Source organism: Sphingobacterium kitahiroshimense, assembly GCF_025961315.1.
Lineage (GTDB): Bacteria > Bacteroidota > Bacteroidia > Sphingobacteriales > Sphingobacteriaceae > Sphingobacterium > Sphingobacterium anhuiense.
In genome coordinates this window covers 3,072,470-3,087,564 of record NZ_JAOQNK010000001.1, presented here as the reverse complement: position 1 = coordinate 3,087,564, position 15,095 = coordinate 3,072,470, and the positions used below count along the sequence as shown (strand labels likewise).

Sequence of the window (15,095 nt, the reverse complement as noted above, 5' to 3'; positions counted from 1 at the left end):
AGTTTTGTGTTTCAAAGATTCTAAAAATATGCGAAAAGATCGGTATAACGGGTTAAAAATCTGTTCAAATTTATATTTTAAGATGATCCTATCAGCATACAAAACTATTTAATTTTTGCGACCTTGTAGAGTTGATTTTGTTAAAAAAGGTTAAACTCCTGATAGCTAAAATTTTAGAAAAACTGAAAATACAGTATTGTTAAAATAATGATTGCATATACACTCTCAAAAAGCCATTTTTTCTTTGCATGTGTGAAATAATAAGCCATATAAATTGCCAATGGAGGTGCACATAGTAGAAAGTGTGTTTCGGTTATTTGCTTGTTCCAATAAAAGGAACCAACTGCTAATAACAACATGAAAAATAAGAGCTGAAATGATTTTCGAATATGTACTACGCTCTTAAAAAAATTATCTTTTAGAATGATGAGAAAAAGTATCAAATTAAATACGATGGGTATAAGTACAAAGTAATCATGAATTTCCATCGTTACTGTTGTTGGAAATGTTTTCGTCAGCGGTAGCCAGATGCTATAGAAATCCTTAAATCTCCCTAACCAAAGGTAGATTACCGCAAGGATAAAATAGATGGTTGCAAAACCCAACAACGGTGAAATCCATTCTCTCCAGTTGAATGGTCTGAAAATGATGAGACTGATCCAAAGTAATAGAAACATGATGATGAAAGGGAAATAGATCAAGCTACCGATAGCTACGATCATGCCCAGGTCAAACATCAGTGCCTTGATATCTTGTTGCCGGTATAAACTTAATAATTTGCTCAGCATCCATACTGATATGAAATTACAGATCAGGGTAGGTGATATAACCAGAAATGGTAAAAACAAACTGGCTAAAGTCAAATACATCAATGCAACAAGAAAACTTGGTTTACCCAACAAGTTGAAATGACCGATGATTCGATTTAGGATGGTCGCTTGAATAATGGTTAATCCTAATGTCACCAGCACATTCATTTGCGGTGATAAGGTATTGATACCGTCCTTTCCGAGTAAATTACCAAGTGCGGGCTCAAATAGGATAGGAGTCAGGCTTTCGGGCAGATGAATGAATACGCCAAAGCATAAGAAAAATCCTATAAGTATAAGAAGAACGATATTAATGGGCGTGAATTTCCTAAATTGACTGATAATCATGTATGCCTTGTTACAAGTTGTTCTCTACAATATTACTATTTAATTCCGAATTAGGTTGATTAAAACCAACAATGCCATCACATTTTTGATATGATAGCATTGCCTTTTATAAGATGATATTGTAAAATTATTTTTGATTTTGTTTCTTTTCTAATCTTGTTATTTTCCTATCCAGGATAAACAAATAACCAGCTATTCCTAAGAACAAAACGAGCATAACCAAAACAACCACGTATATTTTACCTGAACTTCTTAGTCCGGTCGCCATATCAATTTCGCTTTGTGCAAAGATGTTTAATGTTGTCATGAAGACTAAAGCGATTGATAGTGATAACTTTTTCATATCAATTGTAATAAGATTTTTCAAAAAATTAATTAATTTCATTTTGCTTCTGTTCGATGATACGTAAACGGTAGCGTAAGGTAAACATCCAAGTACCGATCAAAATCCACCCAATGACGGCTGTATAAAATACCGGTCTTAACTGATTGTTCATGTCCAGGTTACTGAAAGCGCTATTTCCTCCGCTTCCTGGGTGCAGTGAATCAGTCAGTTTTGGTAAGATATAAAGCAAAACAATCATGATAGGAAAAGCAAAAATATTATATACGGCAGATATTTTAGCTCTTTTCTGCTCCTCTTCAAGCGCATTTCTTAAGACCAAGTAGGCCAAGTACATCAATGTCGCAATGGCAGATCCATTCAATTTAGGATCATTGGGCCATGCTTCTCCCCAGGTAATATTTGCCCATAGCATACCTGTGGCTAATCCCATAAAACAAAATGTAATCCCGGTATTTACAGCTTCTACCGCCATTAAATCATACTCTTGCTTACCCGTATTCAAGTACTTGATGCTGTAGATAACAGATATTGTATAAAGGAATAGCATTGCAAACCACATCGGGACATGGAAGTAAATATTTCGGATGGTTTCATGAAGAAGGAATAAAGCAGGTACTGGACCTAGTAGCCCTGCAATGATGACCAATGAAATTAAGACTACTGCCAAAATTTTCCACCAACTTTTTCTCATTTTTATGAATATTTAAAAACTGTAATTGTGCAATTAATCACGCCAAAGGTAAGGAAATAACAATAAAGAAACAGTGATTGTGATGATATTAATTGCAATTAAAACGACGATTTCATTCAAACTTTCTGCTCTATCCATACCCTGCATTGCATTCTGTGACAGCTTAATCAGTACAATAAGCAACGGAATAATAACGGGAAAACTCAGGATGGCCATTAAAGTGCTGTTATTTCCAGCTTTAGAAGTAATACCCGAAACCATAGTGAAAACAGAAGAAAAACTGACACTGCCCAGGATGACTGCAAAAAAGTATAAAACGGGATCGCCTAATGGATTTTTAAAAATTACAGAGTAGGTGATGTATGCAACTACGGCCAAAAATGCCATCAAGCACATATTATAAAAGATTTTAGCGAGTATAACTGCTTTCGGGTTTACGATGGAGTAATAATAAAGTTGGCGTTGTTGGTTTTCTTGTGTAAAACTCTTATTAATGGCATTCACCGATGCGAAGAGCATGATAATCCAAAATAAAGCGTTCCATACCGTAGCATCTACAGATTTGAATGCTTGATAGCAAACAAATACTGTAGATATTACATATAGTAAAATGCTATTGATGGCATATTTGGATCGCCACTCTAGAATAGCATCTTTATAGACTAAAGTTTTTACTTGTTGTAGTAAATTCATACAGCGCAAAGATACAAATGAAATGTAATAAGCTGAATGAATAGTGCAACGAGGAAGTAAATTTTAAAAGGTTTTAGGCTTTATCAACTTTGCTTTTTGCTGTATCGACAGCATCGTCAACGTGATCTGCTAATTTATGAGCAGCGCTATTGGTATTATTCAATGCTTCTCTGCCTACTTCTTTTGCTTTATTTTTTAAAGCATCCACTTCATCAGAAGCTTTATCTTTCAATGATCCAAATCCTTCAGCAGCTTTATTTTTTAAAGCATGTAATTCTTCGGAAGCCTGGTTTGCTAATTTCCGAGCTCTTTTTGCTTCTCTTTTTGATACATCTTTTAGAGAACGAGTCAGATCTTTAATTCCGTCATTAGCACGACTTAATTGTTTCTTGCCATCATCAGTACCTAATAAATACCATGCTGCAGCACCTGCTGCTAAACCTATTAACGCAAATGCAACTAATCCATTTTTATTTTTCATATCGCTCATATTTTAATATACTTCTTTCAACTATGATACCAATTAAACAGTTGATACAGAGAAAAGTTTTAAATGGGCTTATGAATTAACATTTTTTTACACTTCAATCTTATGTTTGGATTGCAATGAGTACAGGTGATGGTATAGTCCACTACCTTTGCTCATTAATTCGATATGATTTCCTGATTCGGACACCACGCCGTTTTCGATGACCATAATTTGATCCGAGTCTACAATAGTAGACAATCGATGTGCGATGATAATGGAAGTTCTTCCTTTCATTAATTCTTCAAGTGCTAATTGTACTTGTCTTTCTGATTCGGAATCCAATGATGATGTTGCTTCATCCAGGATAAGGATCGCAGGATCTTTCAATAAAGCGCGCGCAATTGCGATACGTTGACGTTGACCTCCGGATAATTTAACCCCTCTTTCACCTACCAGTGTATCATAGCCCTCCGGGAAATTCATAATAAAATCATGTGCATTTGCACGTTTTGAAGCTGTAATGATATGGTCAGCATCAGCGTCTAGGCGTCCATAAGCAATATTTTCACGAATAGTACCGCCAAAAAGTAAGACGTCTTGTGGAACAATGGCGACTTGATTACGGATGTCAGACAATAAATAGTCAGCGCTGCTCATCCCATCATATAGAATCTCTCCGCTGTCAGGTTTGTAAAATTGCAAGACCAATGAAGCAATAGTTGACTTACCGATACCACTCGGGCCGACGATCGCAATTTTTTGTCCAGCTTTCGCATGAAAGGTAATATCTTTTAATATTTTAATATCAGGTCTGCTAGGATAAGAGAAAGATACATGGTTGAAAGTCAGATCACCATGAAAATGTTTACGGATCTCTTTAGAAGATTCATCGATTGTGATACTTTCCTGTTCTTCCTGTAGAATTTCCAGTACGCGTTCGCTTGCTCCCAGAGCTTTCTGAATATTGGCATAGAGTTCTGGAAAACTACCCATAGATCCAGCAACGAACATCGAATATAGAATGTAAGTGGTCAAATCTCCAACAGACATTTCTCCTAAAAACACTAGCGTAGAACCGTACCAGATCACTGCAATGACAGCACCAAAGATACAGAAGATGATAAAGGAAGCAAATGCACCACGATATGTTGCACCTTTTACTGCTAAGCCAACAACGGCATCTAGTTTATTGGAATATCTGTTTGATTCATAATATTCATTGACAAAAGCTTTAACATTGCTGATTCCCTGTAATGTCTCTTGCACGATGGTGTTAGATTCTGCCAATTTATCTTGAGCCTGACGTGATAGATTTCTGATGAATTTACCAAATACAATAGCTGTTACAACGAGTACTGGCAAAATGCATAAGTTCATTAAAGCTAGCTTTGGTGATACAAAAACTAATAATGCAACACCAAATGCTAAGCTGATACACTGTCTCAAGATTTCAGCTAAAGTAGTTGTCATGGTGTCTTGTATCTGCGCTAAATCTGCAGATAACCTACTATTGAGTTCGCCAACGCGACGATTGGCAAAATACTCCATGGGAAGTGATATCAATTTCTGGTATGAATCCCGGCGAATTGATGCGAGAGATTTTTCTGCAATCTCCACAAATAAACGAATTCTAAAAAAAGAGACAATGGAAGTAAAAGTGAGGATAACAAAAGCGATGGATCCTATTTCAAAAACATCGGCTGGGAGCCATGTGTAAGTTTGTTTTCCTTCAGAAGCATCAATCATTGCACCTAAAAGTGCTGGGAAAGTCAGCATTGCCAAACTTGAAAGTATCAAGAAAAGCATTCCTAACAAAAACTTGGTTCTAAATGGTTTTAGATACGCTAGTATTTGTGCCGCTCTTTTTAATAATTCCTTATTAAGTTTCGGTTTTGGTAGTTCTTCTTCTTGCTTATTTCCGCTGTTAAATCCTCTTGCCATAGCACCAATCAATTTAATATTGAGACCTGCAAAAGTAACTACTCTTCATTAATCACTTATCATCCTTTAGTAATTTTTTGATTTCGATATACGAAATAACTCAGAACAGCTATGATAGCGAGGGCGATATAAAGTAAAATATTTGAACTATTGTCACTTCCTTCTAGGTTTTCTATATCTTTTTTGAGTTTCTCATTCTCTTTTTGCAGCTTATTGATGGTACCCATGTAAGCAGAAACCTGTTTGTCATATTCCGAAGCTAGATTCTGGAACTTCTGTTTTTCATCATCTTTGATGCTGATGAGTCTACGTGTTTCCAAAAAAATATTGTTGTCAGTGATGACGATATTTTTTAAAATATCTATGGTGCGCTGCATATCATCTTTCGATTTAAAAAGCCCAAATATGGCTGATTTCTTTTCCAGACTTAGATCGTATTCTCCAAATTTTACTTTACGATCTTCAATAAGTTTATTGACACGCATACGTTGTGCCTCAAAGGAAGTTGAGTCTGCATTTTGTGCGCTAACAGCAAAACCTGTCAGAAAGAATAGAAGAAAAGAAAGACTTTTTATAAACTGCATATTCAAATGATATTTTTTTAAAATCTTGGATAAGACAAAAAAAAGGAATAAAAGTTTAATCGCTCGTTTTGTTATTAATTGTGGAATTCGATTCTGATGATATGAGATTCATCATCAAATAATCCTAAGAGCTGACTTGCGTTTGCTTTATTCATAGCGATCTCCAGGTAATTACTGATTCCAAACAAACATAGTTTTTCTCCCTCCGTTACCTCATTGTAGTTCCATGATAAATTAGTGATGGTTTCACTTCTTTTAAAATAGAGTGTGAAGCTTCGACCTTTTTGTACACGGTTAAATAGTTCCTTGGAGATATTGGTAATCGCATTTCCAAAAGCATCGACATAGACGACATTACCGCGGATGGTATCATTGTCATATATAGGTTGTAATGTGACTTTTTCAACGGTTTGATCTATGGAATTGCCAATATCCGTTAATTTACCGCCTTTAGCAATGTGACAGGCCGATTTGGTCAAAATATCAGCAAGTGGAAAATGTAAGTATCGAAGATCCTGAATCAAATTAAGTTCAACAAGTTCTTGAGGTTTATCACCATTTAAGAGTAAGCTAAAGATGCCATTGTCAGCACCTACAAAGAAGTGATCATTATACATCATTGCCACGTAACGTGATCCTTCATGAAATAAGGTGTTGATTCCAATGATATGGACTGTTTTTTTTGGGAAATAATGATAAGCATTGGCCAGCACAAAAGCTGCTCTCGGAATATTGAAGGCAGGTATTTCGTGTGTAATATCAACAATTCGAACATCCGGAAGTTCCGATATCAAACTGCCTTTAAGTGCTGCTTGATAGAAATCTTTATGTCCTAAATCTGTTGTTAATGTAATAACTCCCATTCTTCTTAATTACCCTTTATGATATACCCTAGAATTCTTTTTGTTAAGGTTTTAATATATAAACTTAATCCTCAAAATTAAAGTAAAATTAACTCAAAAAAAAGAAAAGGTACGCAAAAGTACGTAATGTCTTCTGATAAAAATAAATAGAATGTACATATTCGATCCGATCGATTTGAGTTGGATGTTTTTAATCTTGATATCCACCAATATAAAAATAAAAAATGAACTCTTTTTTTTATTTTTGTTGCATATTCTGATGCTAAAATTGATATTAATACTGTATTTTTGGATATTGGTTGATGTTTGTAGGTAACAGGCCAATATGGAAATAATTCACCTTAAATTGAATGATTTGAACGAATTACAAATTACATTGGATGCTATCAATTTAGCGATACTTTGGGGCGCTCAGAATGAGCACTTTGACTACATAAAAAAACAGTATCCAAAATTGAGAATTGTAGCTAGGGGTAATGAGATGAAGGTATTGGGTGATGAAAAGCAACTTGAATCTTTCAAAAATTCCTTTGACGATGTTATCAACCATTTGGAAAAGTACAATAAACTTTCCTTAATGGATTTGGAAAACCTGATGCAGACAACTTCGGGATCTGCTGTACTGGAAGAAAAAATGCTTGCTGATAAAGCTGCAAGTGTCGGTTCCGAGCCTATTGTTTTTGGGCCTAATGGCATTATTGTGCGTGCACGTACACCGAATCAAAGAAAGATGGTGGATAGCATCACGAACAATGACATCCTTTTCGCTATAGGTCCTGCAGGTACAGGTAAAACCTACACCGCTGTTGCCTTAGCGGTCCGTGCATTACGCAATAAAGAAATCAAACGTATCATCTTAACACGACCGGCTGTTGAAGCTGGAGAAAATTTGGGCTTTCTTCCGGGAGATCTAAAAGAAAAAGTTGATCCTTACTTACGTCCTTTATACGATGCGCTTGATGATATGATTCCAGCAGAAAAACTTAAAGGATATCTCGAGAATAGAACCATTGAGGTCGCTCCGTTAGCTTTTATGCGTGGACGTACTTTAGATAATTGTTTTGTGATTTTGGATGAGGCACAGAATGCAACCGATATGCAATTGAAAATGTTTTTAACCCGAATGGGACCGACAGCAAAATTCATTGTTACGGGTGACGTGACGCAGATCGATTTACCAAGAAAGAATCAGTCAGGACTAGCAACTGCTGTACGATTGCTGGATAATATTGAGGGTATTGATATTATACATTTAAACGGTTCAGATGTTGTGAGGCACAAATTAGTGAAACGCATTTTAGAGGCTTACGGAGATATTTAATAGTCAATAATAAATTTGAGATAGAGAGATACTATCCATTCATCAATATATGAACGCAATACAAGAAACAAATTTCAATTTCGAAAATCAAACCTCTTTTTACAGAGGTAAAGTACGTGATGTATATACCATTGCTCATGAATATTTAGCTATGGTGGCTTCAGATCGTATTTCGGCATTCGATGTGGTTTTACCAAGACCTATCCCGTATAAGGGACAGGTGTTGAATCAGATCGCTGCAAAATTTTTGAAAGCAACGGAAGATATTCTGCCAAACTGGGTAGTTTCTGTTCCGGACCCAAGTGTTACCATTGGTAAAATGTGTGAGCCTTTTAAAGTAGAAATGGTGATCCGTGGCTATTTATCTGGTCACGCTTGGAGAGAGTATAGTGCAGGAAAACGTTCGGTATGTGGCGAAGCGCTGCCAGAGGGATTGAAAGAAAATGATAAATTACCAGAACCTATTATTACTCCCACGACAAAAGCAGCAGTAGGTCACGATGAGGATATTTCAAGAGATGCTATTTTAGCAAGAGGGATCGTGAGTGAAGAAGATTATATCCAGTTGGAGAAATATACAAAAGCATTATTTCAACGAGGTACTGAAATCGCAGCCGAAAGAGGATTGATCTTGGTGGATACCAAATATGAATTTGGCAAAAAAGATGGTCAGATTATTTTGATTGATGAAATTCATACACCAGATTCTTCCCGTTATTTTTATGCGGAGGGTTATGCTGAACGTCAGGCGAGTGGTGAAGCACAAAAGCAATTGTCGAAAGAGTTTGTACGCAAATGGTTAATTGAAAACGGATTTCAAGGTAAAGATGGACAGCAGGTTCCGGAAATGACAGATGAAATAATAAAATCAATTTCTGAGCGATATATCGAACTTTATGAGCATATTGTAGGCGAGAAGTTTGTTTATCCAAATCAAGAAGATGTTTTGGAACGTGTAGAACGGAATGTGACTCAAGCTTTAAAACAACTAAAATATTAAGAGAAAGGATCTAAATTATGAAATATACGATTGATAAGCATGACCGCTATATTGTAATAGAACCGCTTTGTGATAGCTTAGATGCGGAAAAAGCGATTAAATTAAAAGGTGAGTTTTTGTTGAGAAACACGGTTGGTCAACGTAATATTATTTTAGATTTATCTAATGTGCGTAAAATAGACGAAAGCAGTATTCGCTTGGCACTATTGGCAAATCGTCTTTGTGATTCAAGTGGTGGGCTATTCATTCTAGCAAACTTGGACTCTGAAGTCCTTGAGGTATTGGAAATGTCTCACCTACAGACCAACTTTACGATCGTAAACTCTGTTAAAGATGCTGAAGACCGTGTTTTTGCACACGAAATTGAATTAGATTATAGAGGAGAGAAAGAAAAATAATATGCGATTTGAAGTTTTGATTTTAGGGAATAGTTCCGCAACGCCTATGTATGATAGGCATCCAACTAGTCAAGTCGTAAACTTCAATGAGCAATTGTTCTTAATTGATTGTGGAGAAGGTACACAAATGCAGCTTAGCCGTTATGGCATTAAAAGCAATAAAATAAATCATATTTTTATCAGTCATCTGCATGGAGATCATTACCTCGGTTTAGTTGGGTTATTGTCCTCCATGCACCTGATTGGGCGTAAAAGTGATTTACACCTTTATGGACCAAAGGGACTTGATGAAATATTGGCTGTTCAGTTTAAATATTCAGAGACATTACTTCGCTACGATCTTATTTTCCATGAAACTTCTGCCGAAGAACCACAGGTTATTTTTGAAAATAGAACCATTAAAGTAAGTACATTCCCTTTGACTCACCGAATTCCCTGTACGGGCTTTCGCTTTGACGAGGGACAGCGTTCACGCCACCTACTTGTAGAAGATATTGAGGAGGCCGGTATTCCTGTTGCTTATTATCAATTATTGAAAAACGGGGTGGACTATGTTCGTGAAGATGGGCAGGTATTCAGCGCATCAGACTATACTTTACCTGCACCATTATCCCGCAGTTATGTGTATTGTTCAGATACCATTCGTACAGCAAACTACTTACCCTATATTCAACATGCGACATTAATCTACCACGAATCTACTTTTCTCCATGAGATGGTCGATCGTGCAAAGGAAACTTTTCATACGACAGCCTTGGAGGCCGCAGAGATAGCAAAGGAAACGCATGCAGATAAATTATTATTAGGTCATTATTCTGCACGATATAAAGATTTACAGCCTTTATTACTTGAGGCGCAGTCTGTTTTCCCGAAAACGATGCTATCGCAAGAGGGAAAATGGTTTTCGGTATAATGTTATTTGTAAAATCTCCCTGTTATATTAAATTACGCCAAAAATTCTCAGAAGGGAGCAATAAAGTTATATTTGAGCAGCATGCGTCAATACCTATGAACTAACAATAAATAAGGCTAAATTTCTATTGATCTGTAATTATATTGTGGATGTAAGCAAATTTATCTAAGTTTACGATTTAAAATTTAATAATTTAATGGACACTCCATTCAACTTAACGAAACTTTTACGGGAAAATATTAAAAATCTCGTACCTTATTCTTCTGCTAGAGATGAATTCAAGGGGGAAGCATCTATCTTAATTGATGCCAATGAAAACGCTTTTGGTTCTCCTTTAGCGCATAACTATAACCGTTATCCAGATCCTCTGCAACATCAACTTAAGCATAAGCTAGCACATATTAAAGGAGTGCCTGCAGAGAATATGTTCTTAGGTAATGGAAGTGACGAAGCTATTGATATCTTATTTCGTGCATTTTGTCGTCCAGGTGTTGATAATGTAATTTTAGTCCCACCTACATACGGCATGTATGAGGTTTCAGCCAACATCAACGATGTTGCTTTTCGGAAGGTAAATTTAACAAAGGAGTATCAATTGGACTTAGAGGGCATTGAAAATGCTGTCGATGAGCATACTAAATTGATCTTCATTTGTTCACCGAATAATCCAACCGGTAATACGATAAATCGTCATGATATCGAAACCATTTTGAACAACTTTGATGGTCTGGTTGTGGTGGATGAAGCTTATATTAATTTTTCACAAACTAAATCCTTTACTCAGGAATTGGCCGAATACCAAAATTTAGTTGTTTTACAGACGCTTTCAAAAGCATGGGGCTTAGCAGCTTTACGTTTAGGGATGGCCTTTGCAAGTATCGAAATTATTTCGGTGTTCAATAAGATAAAACCACCGTATAACATTAACCAAGCGACACAGGATATTGTTCTGGAAGCATTAGATCAAGTTGATCAGGTTAATGGCTGGATCAAACAAACTGTGGTGGAACGTGAAAAGTTAGTGCAGGGATTGTACAAACTGGATATGGTCCAACACATTACTCCTTCTGACGCCAACTTTATTTTGGTAAAAATGAATGATCCAAGAGCAGTATATGCCTATTTGGTATCACACGGCATCATTGTACGTGACCGCTCGAAAGTTGAACTTTGTGAAGGCTGTCTTCGAATTACAATCGGTACACCAGAAGAGAATCGTATATTATTGGAAAAATTAACCACAATCAACATATAAAATAATGCCTAATCAGCTAAAACGTGTATTGTTTATCGACCGTGATGGTACTTTAATTTTGGAGCCTGAGGATCAACAAATTGATTCTTTTGCTAAACTTAAATTTTACCCAGGTGCATTGCAATACCTTCCACGCATCGCGAAAGAATTAGATTTCGACTTAGTATTAGTTTCTAACCAAGATGGTCTGGGTACAGATGTTCATCCAGAAGAAAACTTTTGGCCTGTCCATCAATTTATACTGGATACATTTGCGGCTGAAGGTGTAGTTTTTTCTAAAGAACATATCGACCGTACGTTTCCTCATGAAAATGCGGCTACACGCAAGCCAGGTATTGGTATGCTATTGGATTATTTCGATCCTTCACAATATAATCTAGCACAGTCTTTTGTTATCGGAGATCGTGTCAATGATGTAAAGCTGGCTCAAAATCTAGGTGCTAAAGCTATTTGGCTACGTAATAATGATGACTTGGGGGCTTTGGAAAATGTGCAGATTGATGCAGAAACAATTGGTCTTGAAACAACCGACTGGAAGTCTATTTATGAATACCTGAAGTTAGGAACACGCACCGGTGAACATCATCGTAAAACGAATGAAACGGATATTTATATCAAATTGAATTTAGATGGTTCAGGAAAAGGTGATATTGAAACAGGTTTGCCATTTTTTGACCATATGCTGGATCAGATTGCCCGTCATGGTGCAATCGATCTGACAGTAAAAGCGAAGGGTGATTTACATATTGATGAACATCATACGATAGAAGATACTGGTATTGCGCTGGGAGAAGTATTCTTAAAGGTTTTGGGTGATAAACGTGGTATTGAACGTTATTCATATACATTACCTATGGATGATTGCTTAGCGCAGGTTGCTTTGGATTTTGGTGGCCGTAATTGGATTGTTTGGGAAGCTGATTTTAAGCGTGAGAAAATTGGTGATATGCCTACAGAGATGTTTTTCCACTTTTTCAAATCATTTTCGGATGCATCTAAGTCTAATTTAAATATCAAAGCTGAAGGTGACAATGAGCACCATAAGATCGAAGCAATATTTAAGGCCTTTGCCAAATCAATAAAGAAAGCTGTACGTCGTGATGCTGATAATATGGAGCTCCCGAGTACGAAAGGAGTTTTGTAATCGATAGATTAGAGATATTAGATTTGAGACGATAGATAATAGATTGGAGACCGTATATTGTTTCCTAATTTCTAAAAAAAAATAGAATATAAGAAAATCAGATATCTTCAATCTCATGTCTGATATTTATTATCTGACATCTAAAAAGACAAAAATGATAGGAATTATAAATTACGGAGCCGGTAATATATTTTCATTGACAGCAGCTTTAGATCGTGTTGGACTAGCCTATGGCATGGTCAACAAGGAAGAAGAGCTGGAACAATATGATCGTATTATCATTCCTGGAGTAGGGCATGCAGGTGCAGCGATGCAAAAACTGCGTGACTCAGGTTTAGCTTCATGTATCCATAACATTGATAAGCCTGTTCTGGGTATTTGTGTGGGCATGCAGTTGCTAACGGATTTCTCAGAAGAAGGAAATGCCTCTTTATTATCCATTATACCTTTGAAGACCTTACACTTTGATAAAAAAATCAAGGAAAAAGTTCCGCATATGGGTTGGAATAGTGTATCGATCAGAAATGACAATCCATTATTCAGCAATATAGAAGATAATGCTTATTTTTACTTTGTACATTCGTATTTCATTGAGTATGATGCGAAATACACGGCAGCAATGTGTGCTTATGGATTGCCATTTTCGGCCGCTATAGCAAAAGGTAATTTTTATGGTGTGCAGTTTCATCCTGAAAAATCAGGAAAGGCTGGCGAGCAATTATTAGTGAATTTTTCAAAATTAAGTTAGAAAATAAAAAACAGTTTACAATGTATATTATACCCGCAATTGATGTATTAGATAAGAAAGTTGTTCGTCTAAGAGAAGGAAATTATGACGATGTTACTACTTATGAAATCAGTTTAGAAGAGCAGATTGAGAAGTATCATGCAAATGGTACAGAATTGGTACATATCATTGATTTAAATGGTGCAAAAGGTGATTTTAGTAATCAAGAATATTTATTTGATATCATTCAAAAAACAGAAATGAAAATTCAATACGGTGGCGGTGTTCGCAGTATTGAAAAAGTTAAAGAATTGGTTGATGCTGGTATTTACCGTGTTATTGTTGGTACTCAGGCAATCACTAATCCATCATTCTTGGAAGAATTAAGTACCTTGAATGAGGGTAAAGTTAAATATGCCGATCATATCGTTATTGCAATTGATGTATTGGACGAGGTGATTAAATATTCAGGTTGGTTGGAATCTTCTCCAATCAAGTTAATTGCATATATCGACAAATGTTTAGCTTTAGGTTTTTACCGTTTCTTATGTACTGATATCAGCAAAGATGGTAAATTAGGCGGTGCTGGTGTTGAATTATATAAAAAACTATTAGATCATTCTCCTATAATTAAATTAATCGGATCTGGTGGTATCAGTTCAATGGAAGACATCAGCAACTTAAAATCATTGGGAAGAATGGAGTCTGTTGTTGTTGGTAAAGCGATCTATGAGAATAGAATTTCAATTGAAGAGATTAAAGATTGGAATTTGAAATCGTTAATTAACTTCTAGGGATGTTAGCAAAACGTATAATTCCTTGTCTTGATGTTAAAGATGGCCGCACAGTAAAGGGAGTTAATTTTGTTGATTTACGTGATGCTGGTGACCCAGTTGAATTGGCATGGCAGTATTCTGAACAGGGGGCTGATGAATTGGTCTTTTTAGATATTGCAGCCACGCATGAAGGGCGTAAAACAACTATTGACCTGGTTAAGGCTGTTGCGCGTCAGGTCAATATTCCATTTACAATCGGAGGTGGAATTAACGAAATGAAAGATGCTGAGATTTTGTTGAATGCTGGAGCGGATAAGATTTCGATCAACTCTGCTGCTGTTCGTAATCCACAATTGATCAATGATCTTGCCGCAGCGTTTGGTGCACAATTTGTTGTTGTTGCGATTGATACGCGTTTTCTAGAAGGTCAAAACTTTGTCCACTTAAGTGGAGGCCGTATCAAGACTGATATCAAAACGGAGGATTGGGTACACGAAGCTCAGGAAAGGGGGGCAGGTGAGATTTTGCTGACATCTATGGACCATGATGGAACGAAGAATGGATTTGATAATGGATTATTGAAAAAAATCAATGATGCTATTACTATTCCGTTAATTGCATCCGGTGGTGCGGGTAATCAGCAACATTTTGTCGATGTATTTCAACAGGCAAATGTAGATGCCGCTTTGGCAGCATCAGTGTTTCACTACGGTGAAATCCTTATCCCAGAATTAAAGAATACTTTAAGGAGTAATGGTATTGTAGTACGTTAAATTTGCTTACTAAAGCAACTCTAATGACTTCATACCATGTACTC

17 protein-coding genes are annotated in these 15,095 nt (G+C 36.3%); 9 read left to right on the top strand and 8 right to left on the bottom strand.

Annotation, left to right across the window (positions count from 1 at the left end):
* Positions 1-173: 173 nt before the first annotated feature.
* From M2265_RS13670 to M2265_RS13635, 8 genes are all read right to left on the bottom strand, one after another.
* The gene (locus M2265_RS13670) at positions 174-1,157 is read right to left on the bottom strand and encodes a DUF6427 family protein (RefSeq protein WP_021189315.1); all 984 of its coding nucleotides are present in this window, start codon (positions 1,155-1,157) and stop codon (positions 174-176) included.
* Positions 1,158-1,284: 127 nt separating this feature from the next.
* Positions 1,285-1,500, bottom strand: a complete 216-nt coding sequence (locus tag M2265_RS13665) for a CcmD family protein (RefSeq protein ID WP_132772488.1) — start codon at positions 1,498-1,500, stop codon at positions 1,285-1,287.
* A gap of 28 nt (positions 1,501-1,528) precedes the next feature.
* Positions 1,529-2,194 (bottom strand): cytochrome c biogenesis protein, encoded by a 666-nt coding sequence (gene ccsA, locus M2265_RS13660; RefSeq protein ID WP_132772486.1) that lies wholly within the window; start codon positions 2,192-2,194, stop codon positions 1,529-1,531.
* A 33-nt stretch (positions 2,195-2,227) separates the two neighbouring features.
* Positions 2,228-2,887 carry a heme exporter protein CcmB gene (locus M2265_RS13655; RefSeq protein ID WP_132772485.1) on the bottom strand — a complete coding sequence of 220 codons (660 nt, stop codon included), beginning with the start codon at positions 2,885-2,887 and terminating at the stop codon, positions 2,228-2,230.
* Between the two features lie 73 nt (positions 2,888-2,960).
* Positions 2,961-3,368 carry a hypothetical protein gene (locus tag M2265_RS13650; protein WP_031287862.1) on the bottom strand — a complete coding sequence of 136 codons (408 nt, stop codon included), beginning with the start codon at positions 3,366-3,368 and terminating at the stop codon, positions 2,961-2,963.
* A 96-nt stretch (positions 3,369-3,464) separates the two neighbouring features.
* On the bottom strand, positions 3,465-5,297 hold the full coding sequence (locus M2265_RS13645; protein ID WP_132772483.1) for an ABC transporter ATP-binding protein: 1,833 nt from the start codon (positions 5,295-5,297) through the stop codon (positions 3,465-3,467).
* A gap of 59 nt (positions 5,298-5,356) precedes the next feature.
* On the bottom strand, positions 5,357-5,881 hold the full coding sequence (locus M2265_RS13640) for a hypothetical protein (protein WP_132772482.1): 525 nt from the start codon (positions 5,879-5,881) through the stop codon (positions 5,357-5,359).
* 74 nt (positions 5,882-5,955) lie between these two features.
* Positions 5,956-6,744, bottom strand: a complete 789-nt coding sequence (locus M2265_RS13635; RefSeq protein WP_132772480.1) for an S-adenosyl-l-methionine hydroxide adenosyltransferase family protein — start codon at positions 6,742-6,744, stop codon at positions 5,956-5,958.
* 355 nt (positions 6,745-7,099) lie between these two features.
* On the opposite strand from M2265_RS13635, the gene M2265_RS13630 reads away from it, so the two are divergent.
* The 9 genes from M2265_RS13630 to hisF all read left to right on the top strand — a co-directional run bounded on the left by M2265_RS13630 (position 7,100) and on the right by hisF (position 15,051).
* Positions 7,100-8,065 (top strand): PhoH family protein, encoded by a 966-nt coding sequence (locus tag M2265_RS13630; protein ID WP_132772558.1) that lies wholly within the window; start codon positions 7,100-7,102, stop codon positions 8,063-8,065.
* Between the two features lie 49 nt (positions 8,066-8,114).
* Positions 8,115-9,065 (top strand): phosphoribosylaminoimidazolesuccinocarboxamide synthase, encoded by a 951-nt coding sequence (locus tag M2265_RS13625; RefSeq protein ID WP_132772478.1) that lies wholly within the window; start codon positions 8,115-8,117, stop codon positions 9,063-9,065.
* 17 nt (positions 9,066-9,082) lie between these two features.
* A complete protein-coding gene (locus M2265_RS13620; protein ID WP_132772477.1) occupies positions 9,083-9,463 on the top strand; it encodes an STAS domain-containing protein in 381 nt (126 codons plus the stop codon).
* 1 nt (position 9,464) lies between these two features.
* Positions 9,465-10,376: a ribonuclease Z gene (locus M2265_RS13615; protein WP_132772475.1), complete on the top strand. Its 912-nt coding sequence runs from the start codon at positions 9,465-9,467 to the stop codon at positions 10,374-10,376.
* Between the two features lie 196 nt (positions 10,377-10,572).
* Entirely contained in the window at positions 10,573-11,631 is a 1,059-nt protein-coding gene (gene hisC / locus M2265_RS13610) for a histidinol-phosphate transaminase (protein ID WP_132772473.1), read from the top strand.
* 4 nt (positions 11,632-11,635) lie between these two features.
* Complete coding sequence (hisB, locus tag M2265_RS13605; RefSeq protein WP_132772472.1) at positions 11,636-12,775, top strand: bifunctional histidinol-phosphatase/imidazoleglycerol-phosphate dehydratase HisB; 1,140 nt, start codon at positions 11,636-11,638, stop codon at positions 12,773-12,775.
* A 154-nt stretch (positions 12,776-12,929) separates the two neighbouring features.
* Positions 12,930-13,523: an imidazole glycerol phosphate synthase subunit HisH gene (gene hisH, locus M2265_RS13600; RefSeq protein WP_031287866.1), complete on the top strand. Its 594-nt coding sequence runs from the start codon at positions 12,930-12,932 to the stop codon at positions 13,521-13,523.
* 20 nt (positions 13,524-13,543) lie between these two features.
* Positions 13,544-14,296 (top strand): HisA/HisF-related TIM barrel protein, encoded by a 753-nt coding sequence (locus M2265_RS13595; protein WP_132772470.1) that lies wholly within the window; start codon positions 13,544-13,546, stop codon positions 14,294-14,296.
* Between the two features lie 2 nt (positions 14,297-14,298).
* On the top strand, positions 14,299-15,051 hold the full coding sequence (hisF, locus tag M2265_RS13590) for an imidazole glycerol phosphate synthase subunit HisF (protein ID WP_132772469.1): 753 nt from the start codon (positions 14,299-14,301) through the stop codon (positions 15,049-15,051).
* The last annotated feature ends 44 nt before the right edge of the window (positions 15,052-15,095 follow it).